At 62.1% G+C, this 15,040-nt stretch carries 12 protein-coding genes; 4 read left to right on the top strand and 8 right to left on the bottom strand.

Features of this window, described 5'->3' with window-relative positions; translation table 11 throughout:
* Positions 1 to 9: 9 nt before the first annotated feature.
* A complete protein-coding gene (locus AD664_RS26350) occupies positions 10 to 894 on the bottom strand; it encodes an acyltransferase (RefSeq protein ID WP_053151481.1) in 885 nt (294 codons plus the stop codon).
* Between the two features lie 308 nt (positions 895 to 1,202).
* Here AD664_RS26350 and AD664_RS26345 point away from each other — a divergent pair, with 308 nt between their 5' ends.
* The 4 genes from AD664_RS26345 (at position 1,203) to creD (ending at position 5,390) form a co-directional block, all read left to right on the top strand.
* Complete coding sequence (locus AD664_RS26345) at positions 1,203 to 1,709, top strand: ATP-dependent zinc protease (protein WP_042729606.1); 507 nt, start codon at positions 1,203 to 1,205, stop codon at positions 1,707 to 1,709.
* A gap of 69 nt (positions 1,710 to 1,778) precedes the next feature.
* Entirely contained in the window at positions 1,779 to 2,459 is a 681-nt protein-coding gene (gene creB / locus AD664_RS26340; protein ID WP_053151477.1) for a two-component system response regulator CreB, read from the top strand.
* A complete protein-coding gene (gene creC / locus AD664_RS26335; RefSeq protein ID WP_053151475.1) occupies positions 2,459 to 3,877 on the top strand; it encodes a two-component system sensor histidine kinase CreC in 1,419 nt (472 codons plus the stop codon). Before creB ends, creC begins: the two co-directional genes overlap by 1 nt.
* Positions 3,878 to 4,016: 139 nt before the next feature.
* A complete protein-coding gene (creD, locus tag AD664_RS26330; protein ID WP_053151472.1) occupies positions 4,017 to 5,390 on the top strand; it encodes a cell envelope integrity protein CreD in 1,374 nt (457 codons plus the stop codon).
* 353 nt (positions 5,391 to 5,743) lie between these two features.
* On the opposite strand, the gene AD664_RS26320 is transcribed toward creD, so the two are convergent.
* The 7 genes from AD664_RS26320 to AD664_RS26290 all read right to left on the bottom strand — a co-directional run bounded on the left by AD664_RS26320 (position 5,744) and on the right by AD664_RS26290 (position 14,939).
* Positions 5,744 to 6,373, bottom strand: a complete 630-nt coding sequence (locus AD664_RS26320; RefSeq protein WP_053151466.1) for a glutathione S-transferase — start codon at positions 6,371 to 6,373, stop codon at positions 5,744 to 5,746.
* A gap of 97 nt (positions 6,374 to 6,470) precedes the next feature.
* The gene (locus AD664_RS26315) at positions 6,471 to 7,769 is read right to left on the bottom strand and encodes an MFS transporter (protein WP_053151464.1); all 1,299 of its coding nucleotides are present in this window, start codon (positions 7,767 to 7,769) and stop codon (positions 6,471 to 6,473) included.
* Positions 7,770 to 7,976: 207 nt separating this feature from the next.
* Positions 7,977 to 8,156 (bottom strand): hypothetical protein, encoded by a 180-nt coding sequence (locus AD664_RS26310; protein WP_053151461.1) that lies wholly within the window; start codon positions 8,154 to 8,156, stop codon positions 7,977 to 7,979.
* Positions 8,153 to 9,283, bottom strand: coding sequence for a PepSY domain-containing protein (locus AD664_RS26305; RefSeq protein WP_053151458.1), 1,131 nt, complete (start codon positions 9,281 to 9,283; stop codon positions 8,153 to 8,155). Before AD664_RS26305 ends, AD664_RS26310 begins: the two co-directional genes overlap by 4 nt.
* A gap of 216 nt (positions 9,284 to 9,499) precedes the next feature.
* Positions 9,500 to 11,938 (bottom strand): TonB-dependent siderophore receptor, encoded by a 2,439-nt coding sequence (locus AD664_RS26300; RefSeq protein ID WP_053151454.1) that lies wholly within the window; start codon positions 11,936 to 11,938, stop codon positions 9,500 to 9,502.
* Positions 11,939 to 12,099: 161 nt separating this feature from the next.
* Positions 12,100 to 13,953, bottom strand: coding sequence for an acyl-CoA dehydrogenase (locus AD664_RS26295; RefSeq protein ID WP_053151452.1), 1,854 nt, complete (start codon positions 13,951 to 13,953; stop codon positions 12,100 to 12,102).
* The gene (locus AD664_RS26290; RefSeq protein ID WP_053151450.1) at positions 13,950 to 14,939 is read right to left on the bottom strand and encodes an acyltransferase domain-containing protein; all 990 of its coding nucleotides are present in this window, start codon (positions 14,937 to 14,939) and stop codon (positions 13,950 to 13,952) included. Before AD664_RS26290 ends, AD664_RS26295 begins: the two co-directional genes overlap by 4 nt.
* Positions 14,940 to 15,040 lie beyond the last annotated feature (101 nt).

The raw sequence follows: 15,040 nt of genomic DNA, 5'->3' as shown, positions 1-15,040 counted from the left end.
TCAGAACTGCTAGTCACCACTACGCAACACGGCAATCCGCCGATCCTTCTCTGTCCACAGTTGATTCACCCATTCCTGCACCTGCTGGCGAAACACCGGGTCGTTTTCGTAGTCGCCTTGCCACAGCGCCGGGTCCAGTTCGCGAGTCTGGATGTCGATGATGACCCTGGGCACGGCGCCGCTGATCAGGTCCCAGAACCCGGGGATCCGGTCTTGGGGATAGACCACCGTGACATCCAGGATCGCGTCCAGTTGTTCGCCCATCGCTGCCAGTACGAACGCCACGCCACCGGCTTTGGGCTTGAGCAGGTGGGTGAAAGGCGATTGTTGCTGCTGGCTTTTGGCGGTGGTGAAGCGGGTGCCTTCGAGGTAGTTGACCACGGTGACCGGTTGGCGCTTGAACAGCTCGCAGGCGGCCTTGGTGATTTCCAGGTCCTTGCCGGCCAGTTCCGGGTTCTTGGCCAGGAAGGCCTTGGTGTAGCGCTTCATGAAGGGGTAATCCAGCGCCCACCAGGCCAGGCCGAGGAACGGCACCCAGATCAGCTCCTTCTTGAGGAAGAACTTGAAGAACGGCGTGCGGCGGTTGAGGGTCTGGATCAGGGCGGGGATGTCCACCCAGGATTGGTGATTGCTGATGACCAGGTAGGACGTGTCGCCACGCAGGTCGGCACCGCCGCGGATGTCCCAGCGGGTGGGGATGCACAGGGCGAAGATCAGCTTGTCGATTTCGGCCCAGGTCTCGGCGATCCACATCACCGCCCAGGAGGCGTAGTCGCGAAAGCGTCCGGGCAGGATCAGCTTGAGCAGGGCGAACACCATCAATGGGCCGAACAGCACCAGGGTGTTGAGCAACAGCAGCAGCGTGACGAGACAGCCGGTGAGCAAGCGGCGCATAAATGACTCTTGCAGACAGATGGGCGGGCCATGATAAGCAGCTTCGGGCGGCAGGCCAAATAGGCGTGGACGAATGTTTCACCTTTTGGCCGGTATGCTGGGTTTGCTTCTGTGGCGAGGGGATATATCCCCGTTGGGCTGCGCAGCTGCCCAAGCTCTGTGCGGCAATTGGGCACTATGGCGAGTGCTTCGCACTCGAACGGGGATAAATCCCCTCGCCACAAGGGCAGCGCAGTGGTAACGAGGGCGACCGAACGAATCCATCGACCACTGTCTAAAATCCGACCCCACACAGGAAGCCCTATCGCATGAAATCCATTCTCGCCCTGCTTTCCCTGGTGGCCCTTCCAGTGCTGGCCGCCGAGCCGACCCTGTACGGGCGCTATGAATACATCGCGCTGCCGGAAATCGGCGGTGAAGTGCTCAAGGCCAAGATGGACACCGGCGCGCTGACCGCTTCGCTGTCGGCCAAGGACATCGAGACCTTCACCCGCGACGGCGATGACTGGGTGCGGTTCCGCCTGGCCACCAAGGATGCGAGCAACAAGGTCTACGAGCACAAGATCGCGCGCATCAGCAAGATCAAGACCCGCTCCGAAGAAGATGACGACGACAACGAAACCATCGCCCCGAGCAAGCGCCCGGTGGTGGACCTGGAAATGTGCCTGGGTAACGTCAAGCGCACCGTGGAGGTCAACCTGACCGACCGCAGCAGCTTCAACTACCCGTTGCTGATCGGCGCCAAGGCCCTGCGCGAGTTTGGTGCGGCGGTGAACCCGGCCCGGCGTTATACGGCTGACAAGCCGGACTGCTGATTTCCCCGATTGACGTGCCCCTGGGGTTGGGGCACCGTTCCGGCAACTTTACTGTCGGGCGCGCAAGACATGCCTCATATTCTGATTGTCGAAGACGAAGCCGCCATCGCCGATACGCTGGTGTTTGCGCTGCAAGGAGAGGGTTTCGACACCACCTGGCTGAGCCTCGGCGCGGCGGCCCTCGAACACCAGCAGCACACGCCGGCGGACCTGATCATCCTCGATGTGGGCCTGCCGGATATCAGTGGATTTGAAACCTGCAAGAATCTCAGACGTTTCAGCGACGTTCCGGTCATTTTTCTGACAGCTCGGGATGGCGAGATCGACCGGGTCGTGGGTCTGGAGATCGGTGCCGACGATTACGTGGTCAAGCCCTTCAGCCCCCGGGAAGTGGCGGCCAGGGTCCGCGCGATTCTCAAGCGCGTGGCCCCGCGCCCGGCGCCGGAGTCGGGCACGGCGCTGTTCCAGGTGGACAGCGACCGGGTGCAGATCAGCTATCGCGGCAAGCCGCTGAACCTGACCCGCCACGAGTTCCGCTTGCTTAACTGCCTGCTGGAGCAGCCGGAGCGGGTCTTCAGCCGCGAACAGTTGCTCGACGCCCTGGGTGTCGCCAGCGATGCCGGCTACGAGCGCAGCATCGACAGCCACATCAAGAGCGTGCGCGCCAAGTTGCGCCTGGTCAGGGCCGAGGCCGAGCCGATCCAGACCCATCGCGGCCTCGGCTACAGCTACAGCCCGGGGCACAGCTGATGTCGCTGGGGATCCGGATTTTCCTGGTCTACGTGCTGTTTATCGGCCTGACCGGGTATTTCGTGCTCGGCACGGTGATCGAGCAGATCCGTCCTGGCGTGCGCCAGTCCACCGAAGAAACCCTGGTGGACACGGCCAACCTGATGGCCGAGATCCTGCGGGACGATTTCAAGGCCGGCACCCTCAACCAGAATCGCTGGCCGCAATTGCTCAAGGCCTACGGCGAACGCCAGCCGGCGGCGTCGATCTGGGGCTTGCCGAAAAATCAGGTCAATCATCGGATCTACGTCACCGATGCCAACGGGATCGTGGTGCTCGACTCCAGTGGGATGGCGGTGGGCCAGGATTATTCGCGCTGGAACGACGTGTACTTGACCTTGCGCGGCCATTACGGTGCCCGTTCGAGCCGCAGCGACCCGGATGACCCGGCGTCCTCGGTGATGCACGTCGGCGCGCCCATTCGCGACAACGGCCGGATCATCGGCGTGGTCACCGTCGCCAAGCCCAACAGCTCGCTGCAGCCCTATATCGACCGCACGGAGCGGCGCCTGCTGTTGTATGGCGCTGGCTTGATCGGCCTGGGCCTGCTGCTCGGCGCCGTGCTGTCGTGGTGGCTCAGTTCGGCGCTGCGTCGCCTGACCCGTTACGCCCAGGCCGTCAGCCAGGGGCAACGGGTGGAAGTGCCGCATTATCGCGGCGGCGAGTTCGAGCAACTGGCGGGCGCTGTGGAGCACATGCGCACGCAGTTGGAAGGCAAGGCCTATGTCGAGCGCTACGTGCACACGCTGACGCATGAACTCAAGAGCCCCCTGGCGGCGATTCGCGGCGCCGCCGAGCTGCTGCAAAGCGACATGCCCGCGGCCCAGCACCAGCGCTTCGTCAGCAACATCGACAGCGAAAGCGTGCGCATGCAGCAGTTGATCGAGCGCCTGCTCAACCTGGCCCAGGTCGAACAGCGCCAGGGCCTGGAGGAAGTCGTCGCGGTGCCGCTGGCGGCATTGTTCGATCAACTGCTGGAGGCGCGCAGCGGTTGGATCGCGGGCCGTCAGTTGCGAATCGAACGGCACATCGCGGCCGACCTGGTGTTGATGGGCGAGCCATTCCTGCTGCGCCAGGCGCTGGGCAACCTGCTGGAGAACGCCCTGGACTTCACCCCGGCCGAAGGGCTGCTGCGCCTCAGCGCCGAGCGTGCCGGCCAGCGGGTGGAGATCCGCCTGTTCAATCAGGCCGAGCCGATCCCCGACTACGCGCTGCCACGCCTGAGCGAGCGTTTCTATTCCCTGCCGCGCCCTGGGACCGGCCGCAAGAGCACGGGCCTGGGGCTCAACTTCGTGGAGGAAGTGGTGCAGTTGCATGCCGGGGAGTTCACCATCGGCAACGTCGAGGGTGGAGTGGAAGTGGTGCTGCGCTTGCCCTGAAGAGCGAGTTCTCCCCGAAGGAATACCGTTGTGGCGAGGGCAAGAGCGGTCGAGTCTCCACACAATCTCCACATTGCCCCCATGAACGCCCCACATAGCACCCCCAGACTCTCCCTCATTCGAACAGGGAGAGCCCCACATGAACCGCAGCCTCGCTATAAAACTGGGCATGATTGCCCTCTTGATCCTCCTGCTGATGATCCCCTTGCTGATGATCAACGGCCTCATCGACGAGCGCCAGGAACTGCGTGACGGTGTGCTGCAAGACATTGCCCGCAGTTCCAGCCGCAGCCAGCAACTCATTGGGCCGATGATTGTCGTGCCGTTTCGCAAGGACGTGCGAGTCTGGAACACCAACGAGAAGACCGGCGTGCGTTTCCTGGAAACCGTCGAACAAAGCGGCGAGTTGTACTTCTTGCCGGAGCAGTTCGAACTCGACGGTCAGGTGCGCACCGAGACCCGTGCCCGGGGCATCTATGAAGCGCGGCTGTTCCATGCCGACAACCGCATCGATGGCCGCTTCAAGGTGCCTGAACACTATGGCGTCGCGACCAAGGACCTGGCCGACTACCGTTTCGACCAGCCGTACCTGACGGTCGGTATCAGTGACATCCGTGGCATCGAGAATGCGCTGACCCTGACGCTTAATCAGCAAACCGTCGATTTCCTGCCCGGCTCGCGAGTCGGCTGGCTGGGGCAGGGCGTGCACGTGCCGCTGCCGATGATCACTGCCCAGGGCAGTGCCGACCTGACCTTTGGTTTCGACCTGCGCCTGCAAGGCACCGGCGAGCTGCAGATCCTGCCGGTGGGCAAGTCTACCAAGGTGCATCTGTCGGCCGACTGGCCACACCCGAGTTTCATCGGCAATTACCTGCCGGTCCAGCGTGACATCAATGAGCAAGGCTTCAGTGCTGACTGGCAGACGTCGTTTTTTTCCACCAACCTCGAAGAAGCGTTGCAAGGCTGCGAACCTAGCGATGGTTGCGAAGCGTTCCGCAGCCGGGCGTTCGGCGTGAGTTTCATCGATCCGGTGGACCAGTACCTCAAGACCGACCGGGCGATCAAATATGCACTGCTGTTCGTCGCGTTGACCTTCGCCGGCTTCTTCCTGTTCGAGGTGCTCAAGAGCCTGGCGGTGCACCCGGTGCAATACGCATTGGTGGGCGTGGCGCTGGCGTTCTTCTACCTGCTGCTGTTGTCGTTGTCCGAGCACATCGGCTTCGCCCTGGCCTACCTGGCATCCGCCAGTGCCTGCGTGGTGTTGATCGGTTTCTATGTGTGCCATGTGTTGCGCAGCGTGAGCCATGGCGTGGCCTTTTCGGTGGGGCTGGCGGCGTTGTATGGCCTGCTCTACGGTTTGCTGAGCGCTGAGGACTACGCCTTGCTGATGGGCTCGTTGTTGCTGTTCGCCCTGCTCGGCGTGTTCATGGTGCTGACCCGTAAGCTGGACTGGTACGGGGTGGGGGCGAAGCCGGCAGCGGCCATGTCCTTCGAGCTGGGAGAGGTGAAATGAGCCGGTCGCTGGGGTTGCGGGAGGATCAGCGATTGGCAGAGGTGTTGGTGACGCGGATTGCCGGATTGTTTCCGATGGATCGCATTGGCCTTATCGCGAGCAAGCTCACGCCCACAGGAGACCTCGTTTACCCAGGCAACGAAGCCAAATGTGGGCGCGAGCTTGCTCGCGATGGGGCCGGTGCAGCCAGTGCAGAACTAGACTCTGTTTGAAAAGTCTTGAGACGAAGGTCAGGCAAGGCGAAAACCGGCGAGGAACGGCAGGGGTCGCGCTCGACTTTACTGGAGTAAATGAGCATTCCGAGCCGGTTTTCAACGCAGCATGAACGAGTATCAAGGCTTTTCAGCCAGAGCCTAGACTTTGGGCACTGTTTCAATCATTGAAGGCCGCAAGCTCACCTCGGCAAACCACGCCGCCAATTGCGGGTTGTACTTGCGCCATTCCAGGTCCGGGTGGCGCAGGTCGAGATAGCCCAAGGCACAGGCCACGCTGATGGACGCTACGTCGAAATGACTGGCCAACTCAGCAATGGCCTCGGCTTCAAGCACGCCCACGGCACGGCGGATCTTGTCCCGTTGCGCATCGAGCCATTCGTCCCAATGCTTTTCCGCCGGGCGCAGGGCGGTTTCATAACGAATCATGACTGCCGCATCCATGATGCCATCGGCCATGGAGGCCAGGGTCAGGCGTCGCCAGCGGGCCGCGCCGTCCCGGGGGATCAGTGGATTGCCGACATGTTGGTGGTCGAAGTAATCGAGGATCACGCGACTGTCATGGATCACCGTTCCGTTGGCCAGGCGCAGGGCCGGGATCTTGCTCAACGGGTTGTCGTCGATGAGCGCCCGGTCCGGCTTGACCGGTGTGAGCTGGCTGAGCTGCAACGCCACGCGGTCCTGCTGGCCGGTTTCGTGCAGCAGCACCAGGACTTTGCGAACGAAAGGTGAAGCGGGGTTGTGGAACAGCGTCATGCTGGGGGTGGACATGGCAACGTCTCGGGTCAGTGGCACGTGTTGCGCAGCATAGCGCTTCATCGGTGCCCAAGGCAGTGCGACCGGGCCGCGGTGGCCCGGTCGTCGCGGCTCAAGCGGCCGGTTGCAGCGCCTGGGGTTGTGCTGACGGTGTCGTCGGTTGTGGCTTGAGTTCCCGGGCGACGGTCCAGACGATGAACGCCGCGACCACGTCGAAGATCGCCAGCATCACGAACAGCGGGCTGTAGCCGATCTTCGTCACCATCACGCCAAACACCAGGGTGAAGGCAGCAGCGCCGAGGTAACCGAACATCCCGCCCATGCCGGTGGCCGTGGCGACTTCATGCTTGCCGAACGAGTCGGACGTGATGGCGTACAGCGCGCCGGACAAGGTCTGGTGGGCGAAGCCGCCGATGCACAGCAGGGCGATGGCGGTGTACGGGCTCTCGACCAGGCCGATGCAGGCCGGGCCGATCATGCAGGACGCGCCGAACAGCAGGACCATCTTGCGGGAGGTGAACAGCGACACCTTGCAATACTTGTGGAAGAACGGACTCAGGTAACCGCCCAGCACGCAGCCAAGGTCCGCGGCCAGGAACGGCAGCCAGGCGAACATCGCGATTTCCTTGATGTTCATGTGCCGTTCGGTCATCAGGTACAGCGGGATCCAGGCATTGAAGGTCTGCCAGGCCGGCTCGGAGAGAATCCGCGCGCTGGCGATGGCGTAGAAGTTGCGGCTGGCGATGATCGTCTTCCAGCCGCCCTTTTTCGGCGCCTGGTCTTTGAAGTGGGCTTCCTGGCCGCTGAGGATGTAGTCGCGCTCGGTGTCGCTCAGGCGCTTCTGGTCACGCGGGTGCTTGTAGAGGATCAACCACAGGAACGTCCAGGCGATGCCCATGCCGCCGACGATCAGGAAGGCCAGTTCCCAGCCACTGTTCAGAATTGCCCAGACCACCAGCGGCGGGGCCAGGACGGCACCGATCGACGAGCCGATGTTGAACCAGCCGATGGCGACCGAACGCTCCTTGGCCGGAAACCATTCGGTGGACGCCTTGACCGCTGCCGGCAACCCGGCTGCTTCGGTCACGCCCAACAACCCGCGGAAAAAGGCCAGGCCTTGCCAGCCCGAGGCCATGGCCGCCGCCGCACAAGCCAGGGACCAGGCGAACGCAAAAATGGCGAAGCCCATCTTGGTGCCGATGGCATCGATGATGTAACCGGCCACCGGCTGCATCAGCGCGTAGCACACCTGCCAGGCCACGACGATGTGCGAATACTGCTCGGTGGAAATGTTCATGTCGCTCATCAGGGTGGGGGCAGCCACCGAGAGGGTATTGCGGGCCAGGTAGTTGACCATCAGGCCGGCCGTGACCAGGCCGACCATCCACCAGCGGATGCCTTTGATTTTCATCACTTCACCATGATTATTTTTGGATTTGGTGTCGCAGGGATACTTGTTGTAGGTTGTCGTACAACGTGCGCATTTATAGGAGCGCAAGGATTAATTTGTCAACAAATATGTCAGCGGACAGGCGCAGCCATGCCGCGACGCGGCGAAGTGTCGTCGTATAACGTCAGGAGAAAGGGCGCCAGATCAATGGGATGGCGCCCGGAGGACTCAGCGGCGCGGGAGCAATCCCCGCACCCCCAACACGCAAGGCACGCCCAGCCCGAGCCAGCTCACGGCGTCCCACAGGCCATCGCCCAGCAAAGCGCTGAACAACCCGGCGGCGCAGAGCACACCGATCCCCATGGGAAGGCCAAACACCTTCCAGAAACTCGACTGGCGCGGCTTCACGAGGTGGCCTGCGCGGCGATGGCTGCTGGCTTGGCCGCTTTGCGCCGCACCAGCCACAGGTAGACGCCACTGCCGAGCACGATGATGGTCAGCACGTCGAGGACCGCCCAGAAAATCTGCATCGGCCGGCCGCCGTAGTCGCCGAAGTGCAGAGGCAGCGACAAGCTCATGACGTCCATGTACCACGGGCGCTCGGCCACGGCGGTGACGGCCAGGGTGCTGGCGTCGATCAGCACCGGCGTGAGCAGGTGAGACGTCAGGTGAGTGTTGCCCTTCATGAACACGCCATAGTGGTGGGCGCTGGAGAACAGCGTACCGGGGAAGGCGATGAAGCTGGGCTCCATGCCGGGCGCGACGTCCCTGGCGATGTCCAGCAGGCGGGTGGCCGGTGCCAGTTGCGTCAGTGGCGGGGCATCGCGATAGGGTTCGATCATGCTGCTGAGGCTGTCGTTGCGCCAGGCGGCGATGATCAACTCGGCGCACGCGGCAATCACGCCGGTGACCCCCACCGTCAGCGCCCAGACCAACGTGACCACGCCGATCAGGTTGTGCAGGTCGAGCCAGCGCAGGCGGGTCGATTTGTCCTGGCGCACGGTGGCGAACTTCAAGCGGCGCATGAACGGCAGGTACAAGACCACCCCGGAGACGATGGCCACCACGAACAGCAGGCCCATGAACGCCAGGAACAACTTGCCCGGCAAGCCGGCGAACATGTCCACGTGCAGGCGCAGCATGACCATCATGAAGCCGCCATTGGCCGAGGGCATTTCCAGGGCTTCACCGGTGCGCCCGTCGAGCATGAAGGTGTGGGACGAATTGGGCTCGGTGCCTGGCGTCGGTGCCATGATGGTGATGACGCCGTTGGGCTCGTCTTCGTCCCAGCCAAAGTACTGGACCACTTCGCCGGGGCGATGGGCCTTGGCTTTTTCCACCAGTTGCGCAAGGTCCAGGGGCGGCGTGTCGGCCGGCATCTGCCGCAGCTCGGGGGCGTCGCCCAACAGGTGTTCGATTTCATGGTGGAAGATCAACGGCAGCCCGGTGATCGCCAGCATCAGCAGGAACACCGTGCAGATCAGGCTGGTCCAGGTGTGGACGAAGGACCAGCGGCGGATGGTTTTGCTTTTCATGGGCGATCCGAATGCAAGAGGGCCTCGATGCCTGAGCCCCGTCAGTCAAGCCGCGAACCTGTGGGAGCGAGCTTGCTCGCGAAAGCGGTGTGCCAGACAGCAACAATGTTGACTGTTACGCCGTCTTCGCGAGCAAGCTCGCTCCCACAGGGGGTTCATTTGACTGATAGGTCTCGGGTACAGGTGCCCTCGAAAGGTTTTGCAAATGCTAACCGTTTACCATTTGTAATTCACGCTGGCCACGACATTGCGCTGGTCGCCGTAGTAGCAATAGAACCCGTCGCAGGTGGACAGGTAGTCCTTGTTGAAGATGTTTTTCGCGTCCACCGCCACCGACACGCCCTTGAGAGCATTGCTCAGGCGACCCAGGTCGTAATGGGCCGAGGCGTCGTACACGGTGTAGGAACCGACGTGGCCCCAATCGGTGTTGGTGGTGTTGCCATAGGTGTCGCCGACATAGCGCACACCGGCACCGACGCCAAAGCCGTCGAGCGGGCCGTTGTGCCAGGTGTAGTCGGCCCACGCGGTGGCCTGGTTGCGAGGCACCTGGGCCATGCGCTTGCCTTTCTCGGCGGCGGTGCCCTTGGTGATCTCGCTGTCGTTGTAGGTGTAGGACCCGACCAGTTTCAGGTTGTCGGTGACATCGCCAGAGGCTTCCAGCTCCAGGCCGCGAACCTGCACTTCACCCACCTGGCGGGTGATGTTGTTTTCGGTGACGGAGTTGTTTTTCTGGGTCAGGTCAAACACGGCGGCGGTCAGCAAGGTCTTGGTGCCGGGCGGCTGGTACTTGATACCGGCTTCGTATTGTTCGCCTTCGGTGGGTTTGAACGCCTGGGTGCTGGTGATGACCGAACCGGTCGCCGCCTGGAATGACTGGGCGAAGGAAATGTACGGCGTCACGCCGTTATCGAAGACGTAGCTCAACGCTGCGTTGCCGCTGAATTTCTTGTCGCGCTGGGTGGTGGTCGCATCGTTCTGGTTGTGGAACAGCGTGCCGGTGTGAATCCAGTCTTCACGTCCGCCGAGGGTCAGGCGCCAGTTGTCCAGGGCCATCTGGTCCTGGACGTAGAGGCCGGTCTGGTTGGTCTTCTGGTTGTAGTCGTACATGGTGAAGTACTGGACGTTGGAGAAATCCTGCCCATAGACCGGGTTGTTGATGTTGCTGGTCGGCACGCCGCCGGAGCCCCACTGCCAGCGTGCGTTGCTGTTGGAGCGCTGGTGATCCAGGCCCAGCAAAAGGGTGTGGCTCAAGGCGCCGGTCTGGAAGTCGGCCTGGAAGTTGTTGTCTACGGCGAACTGGCTGATGTCTTCGTCGACAATGCTGGCGCTGCGCTTGACGGTGCCGTCGGCGCTCACCGAGGTGTCAGGGCCGTCCGGCCAGAATGAGCCGCCGGCGGAGATGCCCTGGAATTCCAGGTCGCTCTTGGTATAGCGCAGGTTCTGACGGAACTGCCAGGTGTCGTTGAGGCGATGTTCGAAGGCATAGCCCAGCGCGTAGTAGGTGCGGTCGTAGAACTCCCAATCCGGGTCGCCGAGGTTCTTGTGATGGGAAATCGTGCCTGCCGGCGAGGCCAGCTTGGTGCCTTGCAACGGCAGGAATTGCCCGGTGATGCCGGTGTCGTCGCGGGTGTATTGGGACAGGAAGGTCAGGCGGGTGTCGTCGTTGATGTTCCAGGTCAGGCTGGGGGCGATGTTGTAGCGCTTGTCCGGAATGTGGTCGACCTGGGCGTTGCTGTCGCGCACGGTGCCGCTGACCCGATAGAGAAACTGGCCTTCGTCGTCGACCTTGCCGGTGCTGTCGAAATTGATCTGCTTGTGCTCGTTGCTGCCGGCCTGCAATTGGACTTCGTGGCTGCTGTCGGCCTGGGGACGACGGCTGACCATGTCCAGCATGCCGCCCGGTGGCGTCTGGCCGTAGACCGAGGAGGCCGGGCCACGCAGCACGGCGATGCGCTCAAGGTTCCAGGTCTCGATCTTGGGCGTGACGTAGTTGCCCCGCGGCAGTGGCAGGCCGTCGAGGAACTGGGTCGGCACGAAGCCGCGTACCAGCAGCCAGTCGTTGCGCGTATCCGAACCATACCCGCTGCTCTGCACGCCGGCGGTGTAGCGCAGGGCGTCGTTGAGGTTGAGCACGGAGCGGTCTTCCATCTGCTGGCGCGTGACCACCGAGACCGAGCGCGGCAACTCGACAATCGGTGTATCGGTCTTGGTGCCGGCGGCGGTGCGGGTGGCGGCATAGCCCTCGGTCGGGCCCCACGCGGTTTCGCTGCTGCCCGCGCCGATCACGCTGGTTTCCGGCAACACCATGACGCCCTCCGGCACGGCCACCAGGCTGTAGGTGCCGGCGCTGCTTTGCTCCAGTTGCAGGCCGGTGCCGCGCAGCGCTTCACGCAACGCGCCGGTGGCATCGAACTGGCCCTGCACCGGTGCCGACGTTTTGCCCGATGCCAGGGCCGGGGTCAGGCTCAGCGCAAGGCCGGCCTGGCTGGCGATCTGGTTCAAGGTACTGGCCAACGGCGCGGCGGGCAGATTGTAGGCGCGCAGGCTGGTGGCCAGCTCGGCGGCCAACAGCGGCCCGCCGGCGAGCGGGGCGGCAAAGGCAATGGCGACGGCCAGCAGGCTGGGGCGCAACAAGGTGTCTAGCGGGCGGGACATACGGCGGCTCCTGAATGGAAATATTTCTCAATTGCCTGAGTGCCGGATGAGAATCGAAAAGTGATAGGGCGCGATGAAAATAATTTAGCAATGCTCAGAGCCAGCCCCCGCTACACCGGGGCTGGCTTAACTTTTTTGGCAAGCTGTGTCGGGTTAGTGGATTACCGGGACCGATGATCTTGCCGAGTCAATGCGCTCATCAGCGCGTCGGCATAGCACTGGGCGGGGTCTTCCAAGGGCCGAGGGACGGCGGTTTCCCGGTTGCCGAACGCGCTGATCAATGGTTCGACCGAACCGGTGAGGCGTTCGCACAGCACGGTGATCGCAGTTTCCAGGCCGTGATATCGGTGGGCATCAAACAGCGCCTCGGACAAGTACCACGCGGCCTGCCTTTGAATGTGTTCCAGTACATACAGTTGGGTGAGCGCTTCAAGCAGTTGCCTGGCCTGGGGATCGGCGACCGCTTCATTGGTCTTGATGGCGCTTTCGACGATCAGCACCAGGCCATGGGCCAGGGCGACCTCGCGTGCCAGAGGGAGCAAGGGATTCCATAGCTCCATTGCGCTGCAGCCTTGTGCTTCGCTGGACTGGAACTTGAACGCCAATGCCTGGCGCAGGCGATACTCTCTTGTTTTGACCAGCCCAAGTAGCGAGGGTAGGGAGGATGTATCAAACATGCAGGGGGCTGGCGCGTCAGGCAGTGGTTCGGCGAGTAGCGAGCGGGCAGTGTCAAAAAGAATCAGCCAGTTATTGCCCCCCGCGTCATTGAAAACGTGGCCTAGTCCTTGCCAATGCAGAAAGCCGTTCAACGACAGGTCGCCTGCTACCCCACAACGTAGCCTGCACTCGGCACAGGTTTCTTCTGCCGCCCAGGCGGTCAGCACTTTCGTCAGTGCCAGGCGTCGATGGGCGGCGGACCATGGGGCGAAATTCAGCGCCGAGATATCGGTGGCGGCGACGTGTTTCTGTTTGAGGTGCTCGGCCCAGTCTGCGCAGGCATCGTTCGAGAAACAGGTCATTGCGTATCCCGTGGCCAGGGCTACGAACAGTGCGCGTTGCTGGGTGCTGTAGTCCAGCAATCTGGTTTGTGGCGCCATGCGAGCCATGGTGAAGCGTTGTGTAGCATGCTTGAGGGCGAGCGCCGCACTGGTGCAGGTCACGGCAGCGAGCGCTCTAGAGCCCATCGCCCAAACGTGCTTCGGTGCGACCAGCGTGCGGATCAGTCTTTTATCCGGGTCGCCGAGCGGATCATGGAACACACCGTTTTTATCCAGTCCTGCGCCATCGTTGAGCCAGGCTTCAAAGGGCAGACGCATGTGGTCGAACGCACATAGGCCGTAATCGAAAGGCACCAGCGGTATTTCCGCTGCTTCGGACATGCGCACACCCGGTTTCGGACCGCGTCGGGTGCTGATCGGCATGGCGAAGGCAAACACCCCGCAGTCTTGGCCAGCGACCCTCAGACGCGCACAGACGATGCCAAGTTTCGACTGATCGCTGACGCCGACATTGCTGAACTTGACCGCACCGTTGTCCGGACTATGCAGCACGAATTCATGGGTGGCCGGGTCGTATACGGCCTCGGTGCGCGTGGTGATCTGGCTGTTGCTTCTGCCCAGTTCGGTGATCATGTAGGCGCCAACGGTTTTCCCAGACTCCATCGCGCGGCGCAGTTTTCCAGCCATTTTGTTGCCACTTTCGAACGCCGCAAGGGTGCTGATGCATAACCCGTAGTGGATGGCGAAAGCGATGAAGAGCGAAGGATTGCGGATGCCGATCTGTTCGGACAGCGCCAGCAGGTACTGCGGTGAATCGAACAGTTTTGGTGAGCTTGGTAACCGTTGTATCAGCGTTCGCAATTGCGCGTAGGTATTGCGATGCAAGGCCCGGCCGGCAAGGTCCAGGCGTTGTCGGAAGATGTCATCGGCCAGCAGTTCGGCGACATTACAGCGAACGGCCTCGGGGAGGGTACCGCCGATCGCTTGATTGAGGCTTTGTATGAGGGCATTGCTCATTGAGCACCTCGCAGAAATGTAATGGTTTCGTTCAGTTGTTCCGGCGTTTGTGTAAGAGGGGCAAGGGATGTTGCGTGTGTCTGGACCGTACGCACGCAGCGAGCCAGGGTGTCGCCTGGTCCGACGTTGACGTAGAGCGAGGCCTGGCGAATGAGTGGCTGGTCCAGGACCTCGGGAAAGTAGGTGGGATGAGTCAGGCAGTTGGCGAATCCGCGTTTGAGGTCATCCCCATCACAATAAAAACGGCGCGCCACGCATGAGTAGACGGGAAGGGCCGATGGGTGTTGTGGCAACTGCCCAAGGGTCTGATAAAACTGCTCGGCTTCCCGGTTCAGGGCTGGGTGGTGGCTCATGTACGGAAGGTCGAGTTTATGTCGGCGCGGCAGGTTCGTTCCGACCAGGGCCAGTAAAGCGTCAATGGCGGGGTTCGGACCGCTGACCACGGTTTGGTTCGCGGTGTTGATGCAGGCGATGGCAAGCTCCTGCAGGCCGCTGTCCTTGATCAAGCGAAGAGTGTCCTGTGCCGATGCAGCCACCCACACCATTGCTCCTCGCCCCTGCAGGTCTCGACAGGCATGATTCAGCGCATTGACCGCTTGAAGACCCTGGGCGATATCGAAGCTCCCCGCACATACCGTCGCAGCGATTTCCCCGAGGCTGTGCCCGACCAAGGCATGAGGGCGCAAACCGAGCATACCGAGTACCTGGAACAGCGACACCGAAGCGACAAACTGTCCGAACGGATTGAGGCCATATGGCAGGGAGGCCGGGTGAGACTTGGTCAGCAGCAATCGGTGCAGTTCACCGAAATGAATCCCTGCGTCCGGTTCCAGGCATGAGAAACCGGCCTCCACCGCTGTAAAAACGTCATCGATGCAACGTCGGGTGTCAGCGCCCGTTCGATACAAATTGAGGAGCGAGCCGCTCGGGTCGCTTCCTTGCCCGGGAAACATGAACACACAGGGGGTGCTTGTTGAAGGTGACATGACGGCTTCCAGTCCGAACCAAAACTCCGTACCGCTTGGGGAGGAGGGTTTGTTGATTTCGATCCTGGAATATTGGATAGGCCCTTCAGATCCATGCCAAC

The sequence above is a fragment of the Pseudomonas sp. P97.38 genome (assembly GCF_001269745.1).
Taxonomy (GTDB): domain Bacteria; phylum Pseudomonadota; class Gammaproteobacteria; order Pseudomonadales; family Pseudomonadaceae; genus Aquipseudomonas; species Aquipseudomonas chlororaphis_E.
This window is presented reverse-complemented; position numbering and strand designations above follow the sequence as displayed.

Coding starts and splice junctions, on each gene's coding strand:
- creD (WP_053151472.1), top strand. CDS start 4,017: ATGAACCGCAGCCTCGCTATAAAACTGGGCATGATTGCCCTCTTGATC.
- AD664_RS26295 (WP_053151452.1), bottom strand. CDS start 13,953: ATGAGCAATGCCCTCATACAAAGCCTCAATCAAGCGATCGGCGGTACC.
- AD664_RS26350 (WP_053151481.1), bottom strand. CDS start 894: ATGCGCCGCTTGCTCACCGGCTGTCTCGTCACGCTGCTGCTGTTGCTC.
- AD664_RS26300 (WP_053151454.1), bottom strand. CDS start 11,938: ATGTCCCGCCCGCTAGACACCTTGTTGCGCCCCAGCCTGCTGGCCGTC.
- AD664_RS26320 (WP_053151466.1), bottom strand. CDS start 6,373: ATGTCCACCCCCAGCATGACGCTGTTCCACAACCCCGCTTCACCTTTC.
- creC (WP_053151475.1), top strand. CDS start 2,459: ATGTCGCTGGGGATCCGGATTTTCCTGGTCTACGTGCTGTTTATCGGC.
- creB (WP_053151477.1), top strand. CDS start 1,779: ATGCCTCATATTCTGATTGTCGAAGACGAAGCCGCCATCGCCGATACG.
- AD664_RS26315 (WP_053151464.1), bottom strand. CDS start 7,769: ATGAAAATCAAAGGCATCCGCTGGTGGATGGTCGGCCTGGTCACGGCC.
- AD664_RS26345 (WP_042729606.1), top strand. CDS start 1,203: ATGAAATCCATTCTCGCCCTGCTTTCCCTGGTGGCCCTTCCAGTGCTG.
- AD664_RS26290 (WP_053151450.1), bottom strand. CDS start 14,939: ATGTCACCTTCAACAAGCACCCCCTGTGTGTTCATGTTTCCCGGGCAA.
- AD664_RS26305 (WP_053151458.1), bottom strand. CDS start 9,283: ATGAAAAGCAAAACCATCCGCCGCTGGTCCTTCGTCCACACCTGGACC.